The 23,626-nt window shown below is 42.5% G+C and carries 13 protein-coding genes; 7 read left to right on the top strand and 6 right to left on the bottom strand.

All coding sequences use genetic code 11. The annotated features are described in order from the left end of the window. Positions 1-164: 164 nt before the first annotated feature. Positions 165-1,640: an aminotransferase-like domain-containing protein gene (locus DUT71_RS08990; RefSeq protein WP_113662211.1), complete on the bottom strand. Its 1,476-nt coding sequence runs from the start codon at positions 1,638-1,640 to the stop codon at positions 165-167. A 137-nt stretch (positions 1,641-1,777) separates the two neighbouring features. Between DUT71_RS08990 and DUT71_RS08985 the strand changes: the two genes are divergently transcribed. Continuing rightward, the gene (locus tag DUT71_RS08985) at positions 1,778-3,646 is read left to right on the top strand and encodes a TonB-dependent receptor plug domain-containing protein (protein WP_162795999.1); all 1,869 of its coding nucleotides are present in this window, start codon (positions 1,778-1,780) and stop codon (positions 3,644-3,646) included. Positions 3,647-3,801: 155 nt separating this feature from the next. Here DUT71_RS08985 and aqpZ read toward each other — a convergent pair whose 3' ends face one another. After that, positions 3,802-4,491, bottom strand: a complete 690-nt coding sequence (aqpZ, locus tag DUT71_RS08980; protein ID WP_113662209.1) for an aquaporin Z — start codon at positions 4,489-4,491, stop codon at positions 3,802-3,804. 785 nt (positions 4,492-5,276) lie between these two features. On the opposite strand from aqpZ, the gene DUT71_RS08975 reads away from it, so the two are divergent. Together DUT71_RS08975 and DUT71_RS08970 are read left to right on the top strand one after the other, a co-directional pair. Continuing rightward, a complete protein-coding gene (locus DUT71_RS08975) occupies positions 5,277-7,958 on the top strand; it encodes a valine--tRNA ligase (protein ID WP_113662208.1) in 2,682 nt (893 codons plus the stop codon). Between the two features lie 318 nt (positions 7,959-8,276). Further along, on the top strand, positions 8,277-8,816 hold the full coding sequence (locus tag DUT71_RS08970) for a hypothetical protein (protein ID WP_113662207.1): 540 nt from the start codon (positions 8,277-8,279) through the stop codon (positions 8,814-8,816). Positions 8,817-8,937: 121 nt separating this feature from the next. On the opposite strand, the gene DUT71_RS08965 is transcribed toward DUT71_RS08970, so the two are convergent. The 3 genes from DUT71_RS08965 to DUT71_RS08955 are packed head-to-tail and all read right to left on the bottom strand — an operon-like array spanning position 8,938 to position 10,357. Then, positions 8,938-9,330 carry a VOC family protein gene (locus tag DUT71_RS08965; protein ID WP_113662206.1) on the bottom strand — a complete coding sequence of 131 codons (393 nt, stop codon included), beginning with the start codon at positions 9,328-9,330 and terminating at the stop codon, positions 8,938-8,940. 56 nt (positions 9,331-9,386) lie between these two features. Beyond that, positions 9,387-9,776, bottom strand: a complete 390-nt coding sequence (locus DUT71_RS08960) for a DUF1801 domain-containing protein (protein ID WP_113662205.1) — start codon at positions 9,774-9,776, stop codon at positions 9,387-9,389. Further along, complete coding sequence (locus DUT71_RS08955; protein WP_113662204.1) at positions 9,773-10,357, bottom strand: DUF1572 domain-containing protein; 585 nt, start codon at positions 10,355-10,357, stop codon at positions 9,773-9,775. The genes DUT71_RS08960 and DUT71_RS08955 overlap by 4 nt, the downstream gene beginning before the upstream one ends. Before the next feature lie 649 nt (positions 10,358-11,006). Between DUT71_RS08955 and DUT71_RS08950 the strand changes: the two genes are divergently transcribed. Next, a complete protein-coding gene (locus tag DUT71_RS08950) occupies positions 11,007-13,403 on the top strand; it encodes a TonB-dependent receptor (protein WP_113662203.1) in 2,397 nt (798 codons plus the stop codon). 323 nt (positions 13,404-13,726) lie between these two features. On the opposite strand, the gene DUT71_RS08945 is transcribed toward DUT71_RS08950, so the two are convergent. Then, on the bottom strand, positions 13,727-13,936 hold the full coding sequence (locus DUT71_RS08945) for a DUF3820 family protein (protein ID WP_113662202.1): 210 nt from the start codon (positions 13,934-13,936) through the stop codon (positions 13,727-13,729). Positions 13,937-14,330: 394 nt separating this feature from the next. On the opposite strand from DUT71_RS08945, the gene DUT71_RS08940 reads away from it, so the two are divergent. The 3 genes from DUT71_RS08940 (at position 14,331) to DUT71_RS08930 (ending at position 23,618) form a co-directional block, all read left to right on the top strand. Next, a complete protein-coding gene (locus tag DUT71_RS08940; protein ID WP_113662201.1) occupies positions 14,331-17,897 on the top strand; it encodes a T9SS type A sorting domain-containing protein in 3,567 nt (1,188 codons plus the stop codon). Between the two features lie 2 nt (positions 17,898-17,899). Then, entirely contained in the window at positions 17,900-19,867 is a 1,968-nt protein-coding gene (locus DUT71_RS08935) for an FG-GAP repeat domain-containing protein (RefSeq protein ID WP_205313893.1), read from the top strand. Positions 19,868-20,480: 613 nt separating this feature from the next. Then, positions 20,481-23,618, top strand: coding sequence for a SusC/RagA family TonB-linked outer membrane protein (locus DUT71_RS08930; protein WP_113662200.1), 3,138 nt, complete (start codon positions 20,481-20,483; stop codon positions 23,616-23,618). Positions 23,619-23,626: the final 8 nt, after the last annotated feature.

The raw sequence follows: 23,626 nt of genomic DNA, 5'->3' as shown, positions 1-23,626 counted from the left end.
TTGTACGTGTATCAAATTACGATATTCTGATTTTTATCTTAAACCCGCAATTTTTGGAGAATGTTTTTGGGGAAATCGATGTTGTTAGCCGGTTATTTTATATTGTTAATTCGCTTAGATCTCTCCGTTGCCGTCGAGATAACGGGCTAGTGCACACCAACGGACTATTGAACCAAACAACCGCTCATAATTTCCAAACTCCTTTGCATTTCATCAGTAGTAAGGTGCCCGAAACCAATGCGCATGGCAATCAAATTTTTGTTTTGATAAAGAATGTTCTTTGGAATGAACAAATCTTTGGTCCTACAATCTTTGGCCAGTTTCCATAAAGAAACGGGGATATTCCATTGGGCCCAAACGGCCAGGCCACCGCTAGGTACAGCAAATGAAAGCTGATGCCCAAAATGTTGGGCCAGTAGCATGCAGCAATGATTTCTTCGCTCTTGATAAACCTTTAGCGATTTCTTCAAATGGCGGTGGATATCACCCTCGGCAATCATTTCTGCTAAAACCTGCTCCATCACCAAATCTCCGTGCCGGTCTAAAATGCCCATATATTTCTGCATTTCGTTGATCAGGTTTTGGGGCGCCACCACAAAGCCAGTGCTAAAGGAAGGTGCCAACGATTTGCCAAATGAACCAACGTAAATTACCATTCCGGCCAAATCAGCGCTGGCCAGGGGCATAACCGTGCTTTTGTCGTATTGGAAATCGTAGTCATAATCATCCTCAACAATAATGAAACCATGTTCCTGTGCCAATTGAAGCAGTTTCACCCTTCGTGGTGCACTTAAGGTTACGGTAGTAGGGTAGTGGTGGTGGGGGGTAATATACACCATGCGCACTGGGGTAGTTTTCAGTTTTTCGGCCAAATAATCTACATCAATACCATTTTCGTCAACAGGTAAGGTTTTAAGGTTAGCGCCAGCTTTATGGAAAATCATGTTAGCGGTAAATAAGCCCAGCTCCCCAACCCAAACCGTATCGCCCTGCGCAATTAAAAGCTGCGCAATAATATAAAGGCTCATTTCGGTGCTACGTGTAATTAACAAGTTGTTTTTGGCAATGTGCAGGCCGCGGGAACTGTTCAGGTAATTACTGAGCTGCTCTTTGAAATATAGACCGTCCTGCAAACTGTTTCCCGCCATTTTCTGGTGGATGTTTTTTCGCTTCATGGAAGCACTGTAAAGTCCAGAAAGGTAATGTATTTGGGTGAGGCGTATGTCAGGCACCCCATCGTTAAATTGATAGTTGCAGGCCGTTTGTTCAAAAGGATCATCCAAAATACTCGATTGCTTAAAGGCATACCCTGTTTGAGCCGGATAATGCGCCAAGGAAACCAAAGCATCGTAAGGCCGTTCACTTTTGGTTTTGTTGTCCATCACATAGGCACCTTTGTTGGGGTGTATGGCTATCCAGCCTTGGTGGTGCAAGTCTTCATAGGCGGCAATAACCGTTTTGCGGTGCAATTGCAGGAGTTCGCTCAGGGTACGGCTGCCAGGCATTTTACTTCCAGGCATTAAATATCCCCTTTGTATGGCATTGATAAGTTGTTGTGCCAACTGTAAAAAGATGGGAGTTTTGGCTTTACGGTCCAATTGTATAAAACTTAGAAAGGGAATTTTAACCGGACTATTCATATTCTTAAAACTGGACTACTTTAATGTTCCGGAAAGATACGAGTTTTGCGGAGAAATTTAGATGGCCAGCATTGGAAGTTCAAAGATCAGTAACTAACACCAGGCGCCAATTTAACAACCCAAACAATTATCAAATCATGAGTAAATACCTTCTACTTACGTTAACACTCTCGTTTTCCTTTGCCGTAGCCCAGCAGGTTAAGCAAGATACCACCAAGCTAAATGAAATCATCATTTCCGAAAACAGGTTGCAAAGCCCTTTTTCTAAGCAGGCTCGTAACATTCAGCTGATTACCAAAGAACAAATTGCCCAAATGCCCGTAAAATCTATCAACGAGGTATTGAGCTTTATTGCCGGAGCAGATGTGCGCCAACGTGGCCCCTTTGGCACGCAGGCGGATATCAGTATAGACGGCGGTAGTTTTGAGCAGACCCTCATTTTACTGAACGGCGTGAAAATTTCCGATGTTCAAACGGCCCATCACTCCATGAACATTCCAGTGCCACTGTCGGCCATTGAACGTATAGAAGTATTAAAAGGCCCTGCGGCAAGGGTGTACGGGATCAACGCTTTAACCGGAGCCATCAACATCGTTACCAAGGCCGATAAACAATCGGCTATCGAGGTAAACCTTCAAGCAGGTTCTTCTTTTAAAGATAAGGCCGTGGGTGATGGCAGTGGCATTTATGGTGGAGCAGCGGCGCAAGTGGCCATTAATATGGCAGGCAAAAATAGTAGGCATTTGGTGGGCTTTGGCGTTACCGATTACAACGGACAACGTTACAACAGCAGTACTTACGACCATAAGTTCTTTTATCAAGGGAATATCGATTTCAATGAAAATAATAAGTTGAATTTGATGGGCGGCTACCTCAACAATGCTTTTGGCGCTAGCGGTTACTATGCTGCACCGGGCGATAAAGAGGCTTTTGAAATTGTGGAAACCGCTTTGCTCGCCGTAGGTTCATCACATCAGTTAAGCAAAAACTTTAGCCTGCGTCCTCGCATCAGTGCCCGCTACAACTGGGACGATTACCGCTATTATCGCAATGACTTAACCAAGGCCAGGTCGTTACATCAAACTGGGGTATGGTCGGCCGAGCTAAACAGCACTTTGCACTCTGCCATCGGCGATTTTGGTTTTGGCGTAGAAAGCCGTTCAGAAGATATTAACAGTACCAATATTGGCGATAGGGAAAGGTATAACCATGGCGCTTATGTAGAGTATAAAACCGAAGCGCTCAAAAATCTGCTTTTAAATATCGGTACCTATGTAAACTATAATACACAGTATGGTTGGCAGGCTTTTCCAGGTTTGGATGCCGCTTACTTATTTGCCCCCAAATGGAAGCTGGCCTTTAATGTAGGCTCTAGTCAGCGCATCCCTTCATTTACAGATTTGTACCTTAACCAGCGCCCGGGAAATATCGGGAACCCCAATTTAACTTCCGAAAATGCTTGGCAATACGAGCTTTCCCTGCAGTATAAATCAGCGCATTTTAATGTGCAGGGCGGATATTTTTATCGCAATATTTCCGATTTTATTGATTGGGTTAGAAATTCGGCCACGGTGCCTTATCAGCCACAAAACTTTGGAAACCATAAAATCCAGGGTTTTAACCTGAGCCTGGGACAGTCTTTGGATTTAAACAACAGAAGCAATTTGACTTACCAGTTGAGCTACAACTACCTGCATGCGGGCGAGTTGAGCTACGCCAATAATGTAACTTCAAAGTATGTGCTTGAGAACCTGAAACATCAGGCTTTGGGCAGGTTGATCTATAAATACACCAACTGGCAATTAACCCTAGCTGGCAGATGGATTGAAAGAGAACTGAAAAGCCCATACCTGCTTGCTGATGTGCGTTTACTGTACGGAAAACAGAACTGGAATGTTTATGCAGAGGTAACCAATGTTTTAAATAAGGACTATATCGAAGTAGCGGCAGTACCATTGCCTAAGCGTTGGTTTGCCTTAGGAACCAATTATCGTTTTACGTTATAATGGTTGACTTGTTTGTTGGTTCATTCCAGGGGGGCTCGCAACAAAACTATCCAATCATAGAAAGCAATTGATAACGGTTGGTAATGCTAGGGAAACTATAACGAAGACCTGCGGAGTTTATCAAACTCCGCAGGTCTATCTGATGCCCTAAGCGATTAATCAAGGGATTCCTCGCTGTTAAAAAATCTATAAACAAATCCGGCAATAAGGGCTCCCAAAATAGGAAAAACAATAAATAGCCAAAGCTGTGATAAGGCCCAATCGCCCACAAATACGGCCTGGCTTATGCTCCTTGCCGGATTTACGGAAGTGTTGGTTACCGGGATGCTAATCAAATGGATTAGGGTAAGTGCCAAGCCAATCGCTATGCCCGCAAAACCTTTTGGAGCCCTTTTATCCGTTGCTCCTAAAATGATGATCAGGAACATGAAGGTCATCACCAGCTCTGTAATCATGGCCGAGTTCATGTTGTAGCCCCCTGGTGAATGTTCGCCATAACCATTTGCCGCAAAATTTCCAATACTGCTTCCATTGCCTGTAGCGATAACGTACAAAACTGCCGCTGCGGCAATTGCCCCCAAAATTTGTGAAATAATGTAAGGGAGCACGTCTTTAAAGCCAATGCGGCCACCTGCCCATAAACCTATGGTTACTGCGGGGTTTAAATGTGCACCGGAAATATGCCCCAGCGCATAGGCAATGGTAAGTACGGTTAAACCAAAGGCCATGGCCACACCAAGTAGGCCAATGCCTACGTTTGGAAAGGCAGCGGCCAATACGGCGCTACCACAACCACCCAGCACCAACCAAAAGGTGCCTAAAAATTCAGCTAAACTTTTTTTCATAGTTTTTCATTATTGAGTTTTCCTAATCGTAAGGCTTTTCGGTACGCCCCGTTTTTTTAAGTGGGTTCTGGTCTCCACTTATGTTTGTGGTATTACAATCAGATAAATAAGCGGATACAGCTTGAAAAAAGGGAGGTTAACTTAAACCAGTGCTGAAAAGGAAAATGGCAAATGAATGTGCTGATACTGGTTGGTATGGGAAGCTTCGGTAGGCGATAATGGTGCTAGAAATACATTTTATGGAACATGTAGGTATTGATACAAAATGAGCGGATGCCGAAATGGTGGATCTCCAAATTGGACATTGAGATTGCCATTGTTGCGGATAGCCCCCAATATATTTTGATGTGCAGTATATTTGGTTAAGTACATTGCTAATTCATGAGGTTTAACCAAATTTAATGAAAAAATGTCTTTATTTATCAAAATATAATTGGTTAATGTTTTTGCTGTCAATTGGTTATTGATAGATCAGGGTTATCAACCAGGTGGTTGTTTTGCCGATATGGAACGTGGAGGCTGTGTTTATGGGGTTTGTTTCAGGTCGATAATTGGGGGCATTCCCGTGCATGCCGAATCTTAAAACGAAGTAGATTTTTAAATCTGTGCTTAAGCAGGGAAATTACGTTGCCAATCTGTTAAAACATTACGCTCTGTAAATAAATTTGTTTCGTAGTTGCTGCACCGCTGGAAAATGGCGTGGCAAAGGGAATGCAAAGCTTCCAAGCGCTTTAAAATCTGCTTTAAAAACCGTATTTTTGCAGTAAATTTTTTTTACCATATAAATGAGCATATCTACAAAATACAATCCGCAAGAAACAGAAGAAAAATGGTACAGTTACTGGTTGGACAAACGTTTTTTCCACTCAGAGCCTGATGAGCGTGAGCCTTACACCATCGTCATCCCGCCACCAAACGTTACGGGAGTGTTGCACATGGGCCACATGCTTAACAATACCATTCAGGATGTATTGATTCGTAAGGCCCGTATGCAGGGCAAAAACGCATGCTGGGTTCCTGGTACTGATCATGCTTCTATCGCTACGGAAGCCAAGGTAGTTGCTATGCTAAAGGAAAAAGGCATCAATAAAAAGGACATCACTCGTGAGGAGTTCTTAAAGTATGCTTGGGAGTGGAAAGAAAAATATGGCGGTATTATCCTAGAGCAGTTAAAAAAACTGGGCGCCAGCTGCGATTGGGACAGAACCCGTTTCACCATGGAAGAAGACCTTTCGGATGCGGTGATCAACAGTTTTATCCATTTGTATCAAAAAGGAAATATTTACCGTGGCGTACGTATGGTGAACTGGGATCCGGCAGGTAAAACTGCGGTATCTGACGAAGAGGTAATCCGTAAAGAAGTGAACCAGAAACTGTACTACATCCATTATCATATTGCAGGTACCGCTAAAGATGTTTTGGATCATACCACTTTTTTGACCATTGCCACTACTCGTCCGGAAACAATCATGGCCGATAGCGCTATTTGTATCAATCCTAACGACGAGCGTTACAAACACCTGCATGGTAAAAAAGTGTATGTTCCCTTAATTAATCGTGAAATTCCAATCATTTTAGATGATTATGTAGAAATGGATTTTGGTACGGGATGTTTGAAAGTAACACCTGCCCATGATTTAAATGACTACGAGCTTGGATTGAAACATCATTTGCCTGTTATCGACATTTTAAATGACGATGGTACCTTAAACGATAAGGCAGAGATTTTAATTGGTGAAGACCGTTTCATTGCCCGTAAAAAGATTGCCAAAATGCTGGAAGAAGCAGGGCATCTGGAAAAAGTGGAAGACTATAAATCGCAGGTAGGTTTCTCGGAACGTACCGATGCGGTAATTGAGCCAAAACTATCTTTACAATGGTTCAGTAAAATGGAAGAGTTGGCAAAACCAGCTTTGGAAGAGGTGTTGAATGGCGAGGTGAAGTTGATTCCAGAGAAGTTTATCAATACTTATCGCCATTGGATGGAAAACGTAAAGGACTGGTGCATTTCCCGCCAATTATGGTGGGGGCAACGCATCCCTGCATGGTATTTCCAGCATGAAGAACCTGTAGTTGCCAAAACAAAGGAAGAGGCAATTGAGGAACTCATTAACCGTGTGCCTGAACGTAGAGAATGGAGCGAAGAGAGCAAGGCTGGCTTTAGGAAACAGGCCGAAGAATTTATTACACAAGATGAAGATGTAATGGATACGTGGTTTTCTTCATGGCTGTGGCCAATTTCCGTTTTTGATGGCTTTAAGAATCCTGACAATAAAGATTTCAATTACTATTACCCAACCAATGATTTGGTAACTGCCCCGGAGATTTTGTTTTTCTGGGTAGCCCGTATGATCATGGCCGGAAAGGAGTTTACAGGCAAAAAGCCGTTCACCAATGTTTATTTAACGGGTATTGTTCGTGATAAACTGGGCCGTAAAATGTCTAAATCATTGGGGAACTCACCTGATCCCATAGGTTTGATTGAGCAATACGGTGCCGATGGCGTGAGGGTAGGCATGTTGATGTCGTCGCCGGCAGGTAATGATTTGATGTTTGATGAAGCGTATTGTGAGCAGGGCAGAAACTTTGCCAACAAGATTTGGAATGCCTTCCGCTTGGTAAAAGGCTGGGAGGTTGACGCTTCTTTGGCTAATCCTAATGAGCAGGCCATTGCGTGGTTCGAAAGCCGTTTTAGCGAAGCTTTAACCGAAATTGAGCATAACTTTAAACAATACCGTTTATCAGAAGCTTTAATGGCTACTTATAAATTGGTTTGGGACGATTTCTGTGCCTGGTACCTCGAAATGGTAAAACCTGCTTACCAACAGCCGGTTGATGCCGCTACCAGGACAGCTTCGGTGAAGTTCTTTGAGCAGATCTTGAAGCTTTTACATCCGTTTATGCCATTCATTACCGAAGAACTTTACCATGATGAACTGTTTGGTGAACGTGCGGAAATGGATTGCTGTATTGTGGCCAGCTACCCAACGGTTGGAGAAACCAACGAAACTTTATTAAAAGAAGCAGAGTTGGTAAAAGGTTTGGTTTCTGAAATCAGGAATGTAAGAAATACCCGTCAAATTTCCCCTAAAGAGGCTTTGGAACTGAATATCAAGATTAATTCTGAGGTAGCTTACGATAAATGGCTGAACATTGTTTGCAAATTGGCCAATATCAGCAAGGCTGAGGTAGTAACCGATAAAGTAACCGGGGCGGCCAGCTTTATGGTGGATAAAGATGAATTCTTTGTTCCGTTAAGCCAAAATATTGATGTAGACGCCGAAAAGCAACGTTTAACCAAAGAACTGGAATATTTGCAAGGTTTCTTGAAATCGGTAGATGCCAAGTTGAATAACGAACGTTTTGTACAGAATGCTAAGCCTGAGATTATCCAGAACGAGCGCAACAAAAAAGCCGATGCGGAGTCGAAAATAGCAACCATTCAAGAAAGCTTAGCCGCTTTGTAGTTGGGTTGCAGGTTACAGGCCTTTGTAGCACTTCATAAAATTGAAGCCTTTTAGTTGATACTGAAAGGCTTTTTTACGATATACAGCCGCTCTGCAATGCATGGTTCCGGCCACAGGTGGAACCTTAAAGGTTGTACATCTCTGTTATGGCATTACGATTGGCGGCCAATTGGGCGATGATGGACAATCGAGCTAAGTAGGAGAAATCCTTGGCCTAAAAAACGCCAAAGTACCAAACGTATTAAACCTTTTACAAGTAAAGCGCCAATTTTTAACCGAAACTTACTTTCTTTATGATTACAATTAAAATTGCCAAATATGAAAAGATTATTACTCATATTAATAGCTGCGGCTGCAGTATCATGTACAAGCAATCAACCTAAGGAAACTGTAGCAACTTCCAATGTATTTGTAGAGCAAAAGGTAAATGAGTTTGTAGCCCAGCATCCCGAGTGGACCAGCGGTGAAACTGCTAACGAGGAAATTACTGAAAAGTTTAAAAAAGAAGCGATCAGATGGAGTAACGAAGAACAGTTTCTTAATGAAATGCCCCTGCAATTTAAAGGTTTAAGAGATACCCTGCTAAGTGGGCAGAGCTTTAAAATTGCAACTTTTACTGGCTATAACGATAACACTCGTCCGGCAGGGTCCCTGCTAAATTATATTCAATTGCAAATTGACGGCATTGTACCAAATGATTTATTAAAAGACTTGCATAAAGATAAAAACTATCATCTTACTGGAATGCTATACAAGCAAGGTAAACGTGCTGACGTTAAGGTAATTAAAGTGGCTGATTTTAATGGTTACGACTTGGGCAAATACACCTTTTCCATTACCAAGGTAAAACCCCTGTAGCGCACTACGGTTTGCTAGTCGTTCTATCATGATCCTGGGATAGTTGCTTTAAATTTCCCGTATTTTTTGATGTCCCTGATCTAATGTAGCATTTTAAGATAGGAATATTTTAATCCCGTGTTTATCCCATTGGGGTGCAAATTTCGACTAAAAACCCATCGATATCCCTTACATAGGCAACCGTTTGTCCCCACGGTTTTTGTTTAGGCGCCGCAACTTGGGCTGCACCGTGCTTGGCAGCTAATTCGAATATGGCGGCTACATCATCCGTAATAAAGCCTAACTCAATTGCAAAAGGTTTTTGGTTAAGTCCGCTAGGCGTAAAACCATCTTTTAAATTGGATGCGGCCAAAGTATGGGACGCAAATGAAATGGTAGTTTCGCCAGTAGCTAGTTCGCCATAATCATTGTCGGGAGAAATGAATTTTCTGTTAAAGCCAAAAGCCTTTTCATAAAACTCGATTGATTTTGTAACGTCGTTAACGTAAAGAATGGTGTATCCAAATTTAACCATGGTAATTGTATTTTGATATTCAAAGTTAAGGCAATAATGTGAACATGAATGGGCGTTTACTTCAACCTTTCCAATTTACCCTTACGTTTAATTAAATTTTTGTAATCCCATTGGATATCCCTTGCTTTTTCCAGCCAGCGCTTCAGGTCATCAATAGCCACTTGCTCAGCCTCGGTATAACGGGCTTCGGCGGCTTTAAAAGTTCCTTCGTTTTGTAGAGCAGGTTCTTCAAAAGATTGCCCGCTCCAAAATAACAAGCGGATACAGTTTTTGAGCTTGCTGTAGCCAACAATGGGATTGCCTGCTAAAAACCAAACCGGATGTCCATGCCATATCTTGTTTTCGGCTTCGGGGAGGTACTGATTAATGTTACTGGCCAGCAAATCGCAAATGGCTTTGTCTGCTTCAATTTGCAGATTGTTGTAATCTTGTATTTCTTGTTTCATGAAGATTGTTCTTTAGTTGAATTATCTAAATACTCATCGGTAAAGTGCCTGTTTTGTTTGGGTTGAGCAAATTTATCATGGTTATAGGCTTGCGATTTCCCTTTGGGAATGGATAGGGACTGCCAACCGTCTTTTGCCAACATTTTGCCCAGCATTACAATTTGACCAACGTGGTAGGGGTAGTGGGCCAATTGTCTGTTAATCGCTTCAAGAACGGTATGTCCCTGATTACGGATATAAACGATTTGGTTTAAATCTTGTGCTGTTAATGGGTTGATGGCATTGAATAAACAATTCCAGCCCTGTTCCCATTTATCTATGAGTTCTTGTTTTGAAGTGATCTGTGGTTCAAATTCTTCATCTCTGTTTCGCCAATCTTTTTCTCCATCAGAAGACAGGAAGTCTGTCCAACGAGAAATCATATTACCAGAAAGATGGCTTACAATAATGGCAATGCTGTTACTGTCTTCGTTGAATTGCCAAAATAAGGCATCGTCACTTAATTGGGCAAATGTTTTGTCGCCCAGCTGTTTGTAATACTGAAATTGCTTTTTAATGCTGTCGAGATAATCGTTGGTCATGAGGGTTGTTTTGTAATTTAAAGATAGGATGAATTTGGATTGGTTTCATGCCTCTTTGCGTTCTTTGCGTAACTCTTTATTCCTTTGCGGTAATCTATTAAAAGAATTAGAAATTTCACCGCAAAGATTGGCCAAGTAATCGCGAAGAACGCAAAGTTGGTAAGATGGATTTGCCAGTTAAACCTGATTGAAGTGGAAATACTTTTTGTTTTCTGTTGTTATCCTGAACGTTAGTGAAGGATTTGTAGGTTAAGTGGTACATTGGTAGATCCTTCGTTCCTGGGGATGAAAGCATTATGGGAGCGGAACAAAAAGATTGCAACGGAAAGCAGGACTTTCGGTAAATAGTGCTACGGGTTTTGCTTTTCAAAAAAAAAATATAGCTTTGCAGCATCAATAAGGGGTGCCTTGTTTTGCATAAAACACAAATAAAGGCTGAGATCATACCCATTTTGAAGTGGAAAGTTAAAAGTTGAGAGTAATAAGTAGTAAGTCGGAAGACGTATAACTTAGAACCTACAGCTTAAAACTTAAAACCTCAAATGCACCTGATCCAGGTAATGCTGGCGTAGGGATGGTTTATGAAGTTTAACTAAAGTCGGGAGTAACCCCTACTTACCGATGGGTTTAACTAAAAAACAACAAAAAGTTGAAAAAATTAAGATTTGCAGTTTTGGCTGCATTGTTGTGCCCGTTTTTGGCGATGGCACAGTTCAGGATTTCGGGAAAGGTAACCGAAGGAGATGGAAAAGCACTTTCTGGTGCGAGCGTGAAATTAAAAGGCAAGGGATTTACGGCGGCCAGTAACACCAACGGAGTGTACGAGTTTGCAAATTTGCCTGCCGGTAGCTATACCGTGGCCATCAGTTACGTAGGTTTTGCTACGCAAGAGAAAAAAGTAAACTTAACGGCTAATGCCGAACTGGATTTTGTGTTGCAGCAGTTATCTTTTGTGGCCGATGAGGTAGTGGTAAGCGCTACAAGGGTAACTAAAAATGCCGCGTTTACCTATAAAAATTTAAGCAAAGCCGATTTGGACAAAACCAATCAGGGACAGGATTTGCCGTATTTACTGAACCAAACCCCTTCGGTAGTGGTTACTTCGGATGCCGGTGCGGGAATTGGATACACGGGAATAAGAATTAGAGGTAGTGATGCTACCCGTATCAACGTAACCCTAAACGGTATTCCGCTGAACGATGCGGAAAGCCAAGGTAGTTTCTTTATCAACCTGCCAGACCTGGCTTCCTCGGTAGATAATATCCAGATACAGCGTGGGGTAGGTACCTCAACCAACGGTGCAGGTGCTTTTGGAGCCAGTTTAAACATCCAAACCACCACCAGGAGAGACTCGGCCTACGCCGAATTGAACAATACTTTTGGTTCATACCAAACTTGGAGAAACACAGTAAGTGCAGGAACGGGTTTGATTAACAACAAGTTTAGCTTTGACGCTCGTTTATCGAGAATTAAATCTGATGGTTATGTAGACAGGGCATCGTCTAACCTGAAATCATTTTTTGTGACGGGTGCGTATTATGGTAAAAACGACATCTTACGTTTGAACGTATTTAGCGGGACAGAGAAAACTTATCAGGCTTGGAATGGTATTAGCGAAGAAATGTTGGAAACTAATCGCCGTCATAATGATTTCACGTACGACAATCAAACCGATAACTATCAGCAAGATCATTATCAGTTATTTTACACCCGTAACATTACCAAGCAATTGGTGGCCAATGCCGCTTTGCACTACACTTATGGTAGAGGTTATTATGAGGAGTTTAAAACGGCACAATCATTGAAGAAATATTCAATTGACCCTGTGGTGATTTTAGATCCTATCACCAATTTGCCAGTTAAAACCATTGACAAGTCTGATTTGGTTCGTCGGTTATGGTTGGATAACAATTTTTACGGTACCACTTATTCATTGTCGTACACGCCACAAAGCAACTTGAACTTTACTTTGGGCGGTGCTTATAACCGTTATGAGGGCAATCATTTTGATGAGGTGGTTTGGGCACAGTATGCCAATTATGATGGTTCGGGCTCTATACGCCACAGATATGATGATAACGATGCTTTTAAAAGTGACTTTAACATTTTTGGTAGGGTAAGCTATCAGTTAGATAAACTTAATATCTTCGCTGATTTGCAGTATCGCAATGTTTTTTATTCATTTTATGGGAAAGTTGATGCGAATAACTTTGCGCAACAAAATGCCCGTTTGGAGTTTTTTAACCCTAAATTTGGTTTGAGCTATAACTTGGATGATAAAAACAATGTGTATGCTTCGGTGGCTGTAGGCAACAAAGAGCCTAACCGCAGAGACTTTACAGATTCGAACACGGGAACACGACCTAAACACGAAAGCTTAACAGATATTGAGTTTGGCTATAGGACCCAACAAGCTAACTTTAATATTGGCGCCAATGGTTTTGCCATGTTGTACAAAAACCAACTGATCAATACTGGTAAGTTGAACGAAGTAGGAGGACAAACCCGTCAGAATGTGCCCGATAGCTACCGCATAGGTTTAGAGTTGGATGCCCGCTGGCAGGTTGTAAAGAACTTCTCGTGGTCGGCAACGGCTACGTTAAGTCAAAGTAGAATCAAGAATTTTACGGAGTATGTTTATGATGACGTAATAGATGGGGCTTTGTTGACTTTCGATTACAACAATACCAATATTGCTTACTCGCCAAAAATTGTGGCTTCAAACGAGTTTGCTTACTCGTACAAAAATGCCGGAATAGCCTTGATCAGTAAATATGTAGGTGAGCAGAACCTGGATAATACCTCTGCGAGTGATCGCGTTTTGGATGCTTTCTTCATTAATGATTTACGTTTGACGTATAACCTTTCTTTACCAGGAGTTAAAAATATTGGCTTAAACTTTTTGGTGAACAATATCTTTGATGTAAAATATGAATCAAACGGTGGCAGTGGTGCTTATTTATCTAACGGAGATTTTGGACGCTATAAATACTTTTACCCGCAAGCTACACGTAATTTCTTGTTAAGCTTGAACTTGAAGTTTTAATATTTATTGTTCTAGTGAAAACAAAGAACATATCAACCTCGCAGGTTTTAAAACCTGCGAGGTTTTGTGTTTAATTAAAGTGGAATCTATAGATCTTGTAACCTGAGTTAGGTTGTTATTTGGTTGCTTTGCAGTTATGTGGATTCTTTCTTTAATTACAGACCCTGAAATAAATTTATTGCATAGCTTTCCGCTTCGCTACAGGTCAGGGTGACGTTAAATCGACGTTCCGTCATGCTGAATTTATTTCCGCATCAGTTTTAATGTGTCTTTTTCACAACTTTAATTATCGGACCTAGGTTGCGAGGTTTTTTTATGAAAGCTTATTTCTTTAACGGCTGTAATAAATATTCCAAGCCATTCAGCTTAATTTCATAAAGGGTAGCTAACAACATTCCCAATTTTCCAGCAGGAAACCCCTTTTGATGGTACCAAACCAAATAGTATTCGGGTAAATCGCATAACAGCTTGCCTTGATATTTACCGTAGGGCATACGCATCTGCACTAAATCTTTTAAAAGCTCGGGATTCATTGTGTAAAGGTAAGCTTTTAGGAACTAGGAATTAGTAGTTAGTAGTTAGTCAAGGTGCATTGTCCTACCTTTTTTCGTCATTTCGACCGTAGCGGAGAACCGAAGCTCAACGAAGTTAAATCTTTGGAGGTCGGTTATTGTGTTTTTAGTGGCCAGGGATTAGGAATTAGTTGGGTGGTTGGTTCTAATGCATAGAGCTTTAATCGTTTCGCTTTTTTTTCCTATAACCTCTTCGCCAGCTTTACTTGTATTCATATATTGATTCGTTTTAGCATATATCAGTTTGTTATTGCAAACGCTAACATCCTACACTAATTAGCTAACAAGTTGGACTTTACGCGGCCTCATGAAGCTTAATTTTGGGTAAACTATCCAAATAAATTAGCTTAACCGTATGAAGAAGATCAGCACTATCAAATGCGTGGTCATTTGCCTTTTTGTTTCTTTGTTAAATATTGTCTTTTTTGCCGAAGCGCAAACCACCTTTCCAGGTACCGTAATTGCCCAAAGCCCTAATCCACTTTCACGCAGCTATGCCTCGCCAAGTATTGCGGTATTGCCCGATGGAAGTTATGTGGTTTCTCATGATTATACCGGTACCGTAAGTTCTATTTATCGTTCTACAGATAACGGCCTAACCTGGAGCCTTACCACACAAGTACCCAACTGTCATTGGGCTACTTTATTTGTGCACAACAGTGCGCTTTACTTAATGGGAACTGCAAAATCCTTTGGAGATGTGGTGATTTATAAGTCGTTGGATGGCGGCTACAGCTGGACACGAGCGGTAGACAACACCTCGGGCTTATTGCTGAGCGGACGATACCATACGGGACCTGTGCCGGTAGTGGTACATAATGGTCGAATTTGGAGAGCTTATGAGGAAAGCCCTGATCCGGATAATGAAAGAGATTTTCACGCTTTCGTGCTTTCGGCACCCGCCAATGCAGATTTATTGGATGCTTCCAACTGGACAAAATCTAATATTCTCAGGTTTGAGGAAAGCTGGCTCAACGCCAAACGTCCTAATTGGTTTGAGGGAAATATTGTCGTTACACCAACGGGCGATGTCGTAGATTTTATGCGCTTGGAAACTTGGCAGGCCGTGGGTGGTGGAATGCCGATCACTACTGGCGGAGCTACGGGCTTGCAACGTTACGAGGTGGCGGCGAAGATTTCGGTAAGTGCTGATGGTAGCACGGTTTCGTTTGGCAATACGGCTGCCGAATATGCCCATTTCCCAGGTTCAGAATCTAAATTTACCATTCGCTACGATGCTACTTCAGGTAAGTACTGGACCATTGTCAGTAAAATCAGCGTGTTTACCGATACTTGGGAAACCTATAATTTGCCATCGCATCAACGAAATGTTTTGGCGCTTTATTCTTCTTCCGATTTGGTCACCTGGGACCACAAATATGACATCATAAAATGGAATGAGGGTTATCCGGTAAAAACCTGGGATGTGTTTGGTTTTCAATACGCCGATTGGCAGTTTCAGGGTAATGATATTGTAGCCGTTAGTCGTACGGCCTGGTATGGCGAGCGTTACCATAATGCCAACCTGATTACTTTTCACCGCATCAGCAACTTCAGAACAAAACAATTGAGCGATTCGCCCGCCGATTTATTGCCACAAACCCAATCTACAGCGATTCTGTCGTGGAAGTTCAGTAATCCCGACGCTGCCGGGAACCAAGCCACCAGTACTTCAACTTTTACCAATACCAACCTAAATGTTTCTACGTTAAGCCGTGGAGCGGGCTTAACCAATACCAACGGCTTATTGCGGTCTTTTAATTCCACAGCACCCTCTCCGGCCAGCTCGTTGGCCACGGCCATCAGCAATAACCAATACCTGGAATTTGAAGTTTCGCCTAAATCGGGCTATATGGCCGCTATACACAGTATCGATGCAAAACTGCGAAGAAACGCTGCCGGTGCAGTGTATTATAAATGGGCCTATAGTACCGATGGAACCAACTTTACAGAAATAGGCGATTACAACATTCCATTTACGGATAATAATAGCGAAGGAGTGGTGCAATCAACTATTCATGTAGGTGGATTGGCATCATTACAAAATCTAGCTGCGCCGCAAAAAGCAACTTTCCGTATCTATTTTTGGGGAGCAACTACTTCAAGCGGTGGTTTTGCCCTCGGGCGATATCCATCAGGAGACAACACTCCCAGTTTGGTGGTAGGGGGAGAGGTAAAGGCCATCCCGCCAGCGGCGCCCACTTTGTTAGCCTGGCAGTTCAGCACGGTTTCGGGAGTGGTAGCGGGCAGTTTAAACGCCACAACCAATCATAGCTACCTAAATACTTCTGTACTCTCAAGGGGAGCAGGATTAACCGCCTTGAGCTTGGCAAGAGGATATTATTCTACCGTAAGCGCCTATGGAACGGCAGGTTCTTCTGCCAACTCAAAGGCCACGGCCATTGCCAATAATGATTACTACACCTTTACGATAAAGCCAAAAATTGATGTGGAGGTCTCCTTGGCTACGCTTAACGCCAAAATTCGTAAAAATGGGAACGGGCCAGCCATGGTTAGTTGGTACTACAGCCTTGATGGCGTCAATTTCAAGGAAATTACCCAAAGTACAAATATCCTTGCCGGTGACACCGAAGGTGATTTACAGCCTACCGTTGATTTATCTGCCATTGCAGAACTACAGCATTTAGACGACACCAAAACCGTAACCTTTAGGATTTATGGCTGGGGAGCTACCACCAGTGCCGGTGGATTGGGCATCGGGAGATATGGCACCGGAGACACCACACCAAGTTTATCCGTGAGCGGTAGTGCCACGTATAATGGCGTTGATTTGGCCAATTGGAATTATGATCTGGCTGCAAAAAACTCGGCAATTAACGCCAATATCATCCATCCAGATGTGCAACAAGCAACCTTGAGCAGAGGTGCAGGTGCTCCGTATGTCAACAATTCAACACTATCTTATGTCGCCACTTTTGCTGCGGGTGCTAATTTTGCCACTGCACAAAGCACTGGCGCTTATTTTCAGGCGGCACTCCATTTAAACACCGCCAAACAGGTAAGTTTGAGCAGTATCAAAGCAAGGCTCAGGACTTCCAATGCCAAATCCGTGAAAAACTATAAATGGTATTACAGTTTGGATAATATCAACTATCAGGAAATTAACACCGGCAACCAGAGCATGGGTTTAACAGATGCACAGGGTGAAGACCAACCGGAAATTAGCCTAAAGCACATTAACGCATTGAAGAATTTGAGTGGTACGGCCAATGTTTACCTTAGGATTTATGCTTGGGGCGCTGATGCCGGAAGTACCGATTCAGAAAGAGGCTTTGGTTTCGGCAAGGGCGAAAATAGTACAGCTGGCCGAACGGTATTAACCTTTACCGGAACAGTGGTTGACGATGAGCAAGTGATGCCCGTAAATGATCTTCGTTTCTTTGGAAAGGCCAATAAAAACGTGGTGCAACTGCAATGGTCAACCTCGGCAGAAAAGGATAATTCCCATTTTGAAGTCCTGCGCAGCATTAATGGAGGGCAATTTGCCACATTGGGGCAGTTAAGTGGCCAAGGTAGCACTTCGCAAAAAAGCGAATATAGATATACCGACAATAACCCTGCATTAGGTTTAAACTATTATCAGTTAAGGCAAGTAGATTTTAATGGAAATAGTAAGCGCTCAACACCTATTGCCGTAACTGTTAAAATGAGCGAGCACCATTTTCAGGTTAATGCCCCAGCACAGCAAGAGGTGGTCAATATCTTTACTTCTTCCATAAGTGGCAACGCAATCATCGAAATTCATGATATGGTAGGCAGAAAAATGTGGCACCAAAAAATTAAATTGGTGGGCGGCGAAGAACGTTTAACCCTGCCGGTATTTTTAAATAAGGGAGTATATTTAGCCAGTTTGTGGGTAGAAGGGCAGCAAATCATCAGCAGTAAGTTCATTAAGCAATAGTAATGATAAAACGTAGTATTTTTTTCCTGGCATTAAGCCTAAGCAGCATTGCGGTTAGGGCGCAAAGCGATTTTCTGGTAAGTGGTCAGCCTATCAAAAACGGATCTGCTAGCGGTATTGGCAATTTTGCAGCACCTTCGTTAACCGGAATGGTGATGGGAACCGCTAAAGTAAACGATGATGATTTCCCAGATCTGTTTGTGCAATCGGATATTAGGGCGCCAGGAACCTACCTTTACCATTTCAAGAAACTTACCGAAAAAGGAGCGCCTGTTTTTTCACAGGGGATTAAGCTGGGCCTACCTTTTGAAGATACGGGCGAAAATAAAGCCATTATCTTCCAAAACCCCGATAAAATGATTTTTGGTTTCTGGCGCTTTGGAGGTAAACTTCTCAAAAAAGCTACCTTCAATTCAAAAAGCAACAGTTTCGAAGGCTTAGGCAACATTACCATTAATGGTTTGCCTTGGGGCATGTCAACCTACGGCGTAATCAGGACCTTACAGGGAAAATATCTATTTCTATTTACGGTACCAAAGCCAGGCAAAGACTACGTGAAAATTGCCGTAGACAGTGCCTATTATACCCCTGAGGGATATTGGCCAAATGCGCTGACAGAAGTGGGAATTTACGGCGCTGTAGCAGACAATTTGGAGAACCTCAGCAAACTGGAAGCAAAGCCATTAACCGAGTTAGATCAAACTTACTTTGGAATTAGTGGCTATACCAGCTTCCAATTTAGCGATAAAGAACAATATGTGCTTTGCGGCACACGTATGGGCAATATACATGCTTACCGGGTAAATGGCGAACAACTGTTCCCTCACCAGTATGTGGTTGATCAAAAGCACATCCTGCGGCGTAGTCCAACGGTAAATGCCTTTCCCGCTTATTTTAAAATAGAAGGTAAAACCGAAGGCGTTTTCATTTCTGGAGAAGGAGGAATTGTTTATTATCCAAACACCAAACAAAAGGACAAACAAGGCAATTTGGTTTTTGGCGATGCCATCAGTGTTAAGCAAGAAAATCCTTTGTTGTACGGTGGTTCATTGGTGGTGCCTAGTTTAGCCGATTGGGATGGCGATGGCTTAATAGATCTGGTTTCTGGAAATTCGGCGGGCAATATTCTGTTCTTCAAAAATACGGGGAGCAATCAAAAACCAGCATATCAAGATCCAGTGGCGCTAAAAGCTGGTGGTTTTGATATTCATGTACAGCCGGGCTACCGCGAAGATATTCAAGGACCGCACGAAGCTCGTTGGGGCTATGTTTGTCCTGTGGTTTACGATTGGAACGGCGATGGTTTACCGGATATCCTTACGGGCGACAGTAGGGGGAAGTTTATGGTGTACCTCAATATTGGCACCAAAACCAAGCCCGAACTGGATGTGGAAAAGCCACTTTTCTATAAAGGATTAAATGTGCACGGTGGTTGGCGCTCTATTCCAGGTGTGGGCAGCATGGCCGGGAAAGATGCCTATATCATTCTCGATTCTGATAATCAGTTTCATCTCTATTATAAAATCGATGCCTATAATGTAAGCGATGGAGGTAAACTCAAATTAACAGACGGCACTTTTATCAATGGTCACAGGCGTAAAGGCGGGCAGGTAGGCCGTGCCAAAACCCAAATTGTAGATTGGGACGGCGATGGAGTAAAAGACTTGCTCATTGGAACGGGCAGGGGAGCTGCAATTCCGAATCCAGTAAATGGCCTGCCTTATTTCCGTAAAAAGAAAGGCGAAGGCGCAGCCGTACTTTTTATGCGTAATGCAGGTACAGATGCCGAACCCCTGTATGAATTTCCAAAGATGATGAAGTTTAAAGGAAACGATATTCTTTTGGGCGCACATGAGTGTGCCCCTACTACGGCTTACATCGGTGGCGATGGCAAAACACTAAACCTGGTGGTAGGTACGGAGTATGGCACCTTTATGTTTTACGACAGGAAAGACCTTTCCTGGAAATAGTAAAGTTAGCAACCACCCTGTTAAAGAATAATCGGGAATAGGCAGGCCGTGGCCAAGAATATAGTTCCATGCGGATTGGCGTTGTTTTTTTAACGCCCTTGTCGTAGCCACAGCATATGGAACTTTTGGAGCTGTGTTTATCGCAAGCCAAGATGATTTATCAAATATGTTGCCAAATAGCCACAAATACTTTTTAACGCTATTGTATTTTGCAAACTTTTGTTTTATTGTTGTAATAGCAAATACCTATGCTTTTAACATGAGATAACGAGTTGTTGCGATATGATAATATGCTACAACAAATAGCTAATAATCACAATTATTGGTGTAAAGTAATCAGCTATCTTTATCATGTTGAAAAACCAAATATGTAACCAAACAACCATGAGACACTAAAATCTCCTTGGCAAACTAAACAAACAACCAATAAACTGAAGATAAATTAATGGGTATGAACGTCCAACTATTGCTTTAGGCAAACCAGCAGCAAAACACAACGATCTCTCCAGTAAATTTTAATAACCAAATGAGTTAATTCATTTCGGCGCAAGCTTTTTTTGTCCCGAAACATGGATTGGCAATAGACAGATATGAATTTTAAATAGAAGCGATAATGCAGTACCTTTTAAAAACTACGAAGCTTTTGTTGTTATTATTGTGCTGTTTCGGCAGTGCCTATGCGCAACAGGATTTAAAGCTATTTAGCGGAACCATTACCGACGACGAAGGCGAAACCTTAGTAGGCGTTTACGTGCGGGTTAAAGAAGATACCAAACGTGGGGTAGCCTCTGATAAAGACGGTAAATTCTCGCTACGTGCCCGCGATAACGAAACGATTGTGTTTACCATGGTTGGCTATCTGCAACGAGAAATATTGGCTAAAAACCTGGGCAATAAACCCATCAAGCTAAAGCAGGATCCAAAAGCACTGCAAGAAGTGGTAATTATTGGTTACGGACAAGTAAATAAGCAAGATATTACCGGCTCGGTAGGGCAGGTAAAAATTGAGGAAATGACCAAAGCGCCGGTAACCTCCTTTGAAGAGGCTTTGGCAGGGCGTATTGCAGGGGTGCAGGTGTCGTCCAATTCGGGGCAGCCCGGTGACGATATCAATATTGTGATCCGAGGGGGAAACTCCATTACCCAAAGTAATGCACCGCTTTATGTGGTAGATGGCTTTCCTATCGAAGATTTTAACGCAAGTTCCATCAACCCTGATGATATCGAATCCATCAGCGTGCTCAAAGACGCCTCGGCTACAGCGATTTATGGTACCAGAGGTGCAAACGGTGTAATCATTCTGGAAACCAAAAAAGGAAAAATAGGAAAGCCCCAGGTTTCATACAACGCATTTGTAGGCTATCACGAAGCTACCCAAAAAATGGATATGATGACACCCTATGATTTTGTGCGCTATCAATTGGATAGAGACCCGGTAAACATGACCGAAATGTACTTAACCAAGCCTGGATTTACCTTGGAAGATTATCGGAATGCCGATCAGATTGACTGGCAGGACCACCTTTTCAGAAATGCTTTGGCCCATAACCACAGCTTGTCGCTCCGTGGCGGCAGCGCACAAACCAAGTACGCCTTCTCCGCTAATTTTGTAGATCAGGACGGGGTAATCATCAAATCTGGTTTAAACCGCAAACAAATGCGTGCGTCAATTGACCAAAGCATCAACGCTAAATTAAAGGCTTCTTTAAACATCAATTATGCTTACGATAAAAACTACGGCCAAACTGTAGCCAGCCAGGCCTCAAGTGCCAATGCCTATGCAACCTATTTGATGTACCGGGTTTGGGGCTACAGGCCGCTAAACACAGGCGATGTGGATCTTTTTGAAGATTTATTTGATGATGACGTGAGTTCGGCAACGGTTCTGGTCATGAACCCTATCGTGTCTACCAAAAACGAAATCCGCCAGCAGGGTAGAACCACCTTGAACATTAATGCCGGAATTACCTACGATTTTTGGAAAGACTTTAAGCTGAACATCCGCGGAGGGTATAACACCCGCATCACCAGAAACGAAAGCTTTAACAACTCAAAAACCTACCGGGGTTTTGCTACGCCCAATAACCTGTTGGGAGTAAATGGCTCCTTTGGTGAAATTACCCTGAACGATTGGATGAACGAAAACATCTTGACCTATAAAAAGCGCATCAATAAAGATCATCAGTTTGATGTGTTATTAGGGGCAACAGCTCAGGGAACCAACGTAAATAATTATGGTTTTGTAGCCATCAACATCCCTAACGAAGAGCTCGGATTAAGAGCTTTGCAGTTAGGTATTCCTAATTCCGTAACTTCGTCTGCCGGCGTAAATACCTTGGTTTCGTTTTTAAGCCGAATAAACTATAACTATAAATCTAAATATTTGTTTACCGCCTCAATCAGGACCGATGGGTCTTCTAAGTTTGCTCCAGAAAATAGATGGGCCTATTTCCCCTCTGCCGCTTTTGCGTGGCAATTGGGAAAAGAAAACTTTATGCGTAAGCTGAACTTTGTATCTGATTCAAAATTAAGGATCAGTTATGGGGTAACCGGAAATAACCGTATCAACGATTTTGCGCCTTACATGTCATTGGATGCCGGCGACTACTATTCCTTTAACGGCGAAACCCCAAAATATGCCATGGTAATCAACAGCTTGGGCAACCGCGAGCTGAAGTGGGAGCGCACTTCACAGTTAGATATCGGTTATGAACTTTCTATGTTTAAAAATAGGATAAGCCTAACGGTTGATGCTTATAAAAAAGTAACCAGTGATTTGTTGCTGAACGCCAATGCACCCTTAAGCTCTGGTTTCAATACCGTGGTCAGGAATATTGGTAAAATACAGAACACGGGTTTGGAGTTTACCCTGAATACGGTAAACATCAAAACCAAAAACTTTTCTTGGTCAAGTGATTTCAATATCTCTTTCAACAGGAATAAAGTATTGGCCTTGGCCGATGGCGAATCGAGCATGTTGACCAATGTTTCGTTTACCGGAGATTACAATGGTACGCCCCTTTATTTTGCACAGGTTGGCAAGCCCGTAGGCTCTTTTTATGGGGTAGTATGGGCCGGAAATTATCAATATTCAGATTTTGACAAGAGAGCTGATGGCAGTTACACCTTAAAAGCAACCGTGCCCACCAATGGGAACGACCGTGCCACCATTAAGCCCGGCGACATTAAATATGTAGACCAGAACGGTGATGGCGTAGTAAATGAAAAAGATATGGTTATCATTGGCAGGGGCTTGCCAAAGCACATCGGAGGTTTTAACAATAACTTTAACTACAAAAACTTTAGTCTCAATGTATTTTTTCAGTGGAGCTACGGAAATGATATCATGAACGCCAATAGATTAATGCTCGAGGGTAATCCAGCAAACAGGCCAAACCTTAACCAGTTTGCCAGCTACAACAACCGTTGGACCCCACAAAACCAAAACAATACCTATTACGGTATTGATGGCGCCGGCCCTAGGGGCGTTTATTCGACCCGTACTTTAGAAGATGGCTCTTTCCTAAGGTTGAAAACCGTACAATTAAGCTATAGTTTCCCTAAAAAAATGATCAAATCACTTACCGCTTTGCAGCTCTATGTATCGGGTCAAAACTTATTCACTTGGACAGACTACACCGGAATGGACCCCGAAGTGTCTACCCGTAACTCTATCCTTACACCTGGTTTCGACTATTCGGCATACGCCAGAAACAGGATCACTACTTTTGGACTCAAGGTAATTTTTTAACAAGATAA

It is taken from the genome of Pedobacter nanyangensis (assembly GCF_003313505.1).
GTDB lineage: Bacteria > Bacteroidota > Bacteroidia > Sphingobacteriales > Sphingobacteriaceae > Pedobacter > Pedobacter nanyangensis.
This window is presented reverse-complemented; position numbering and strand designations above follow the sequence as displayed.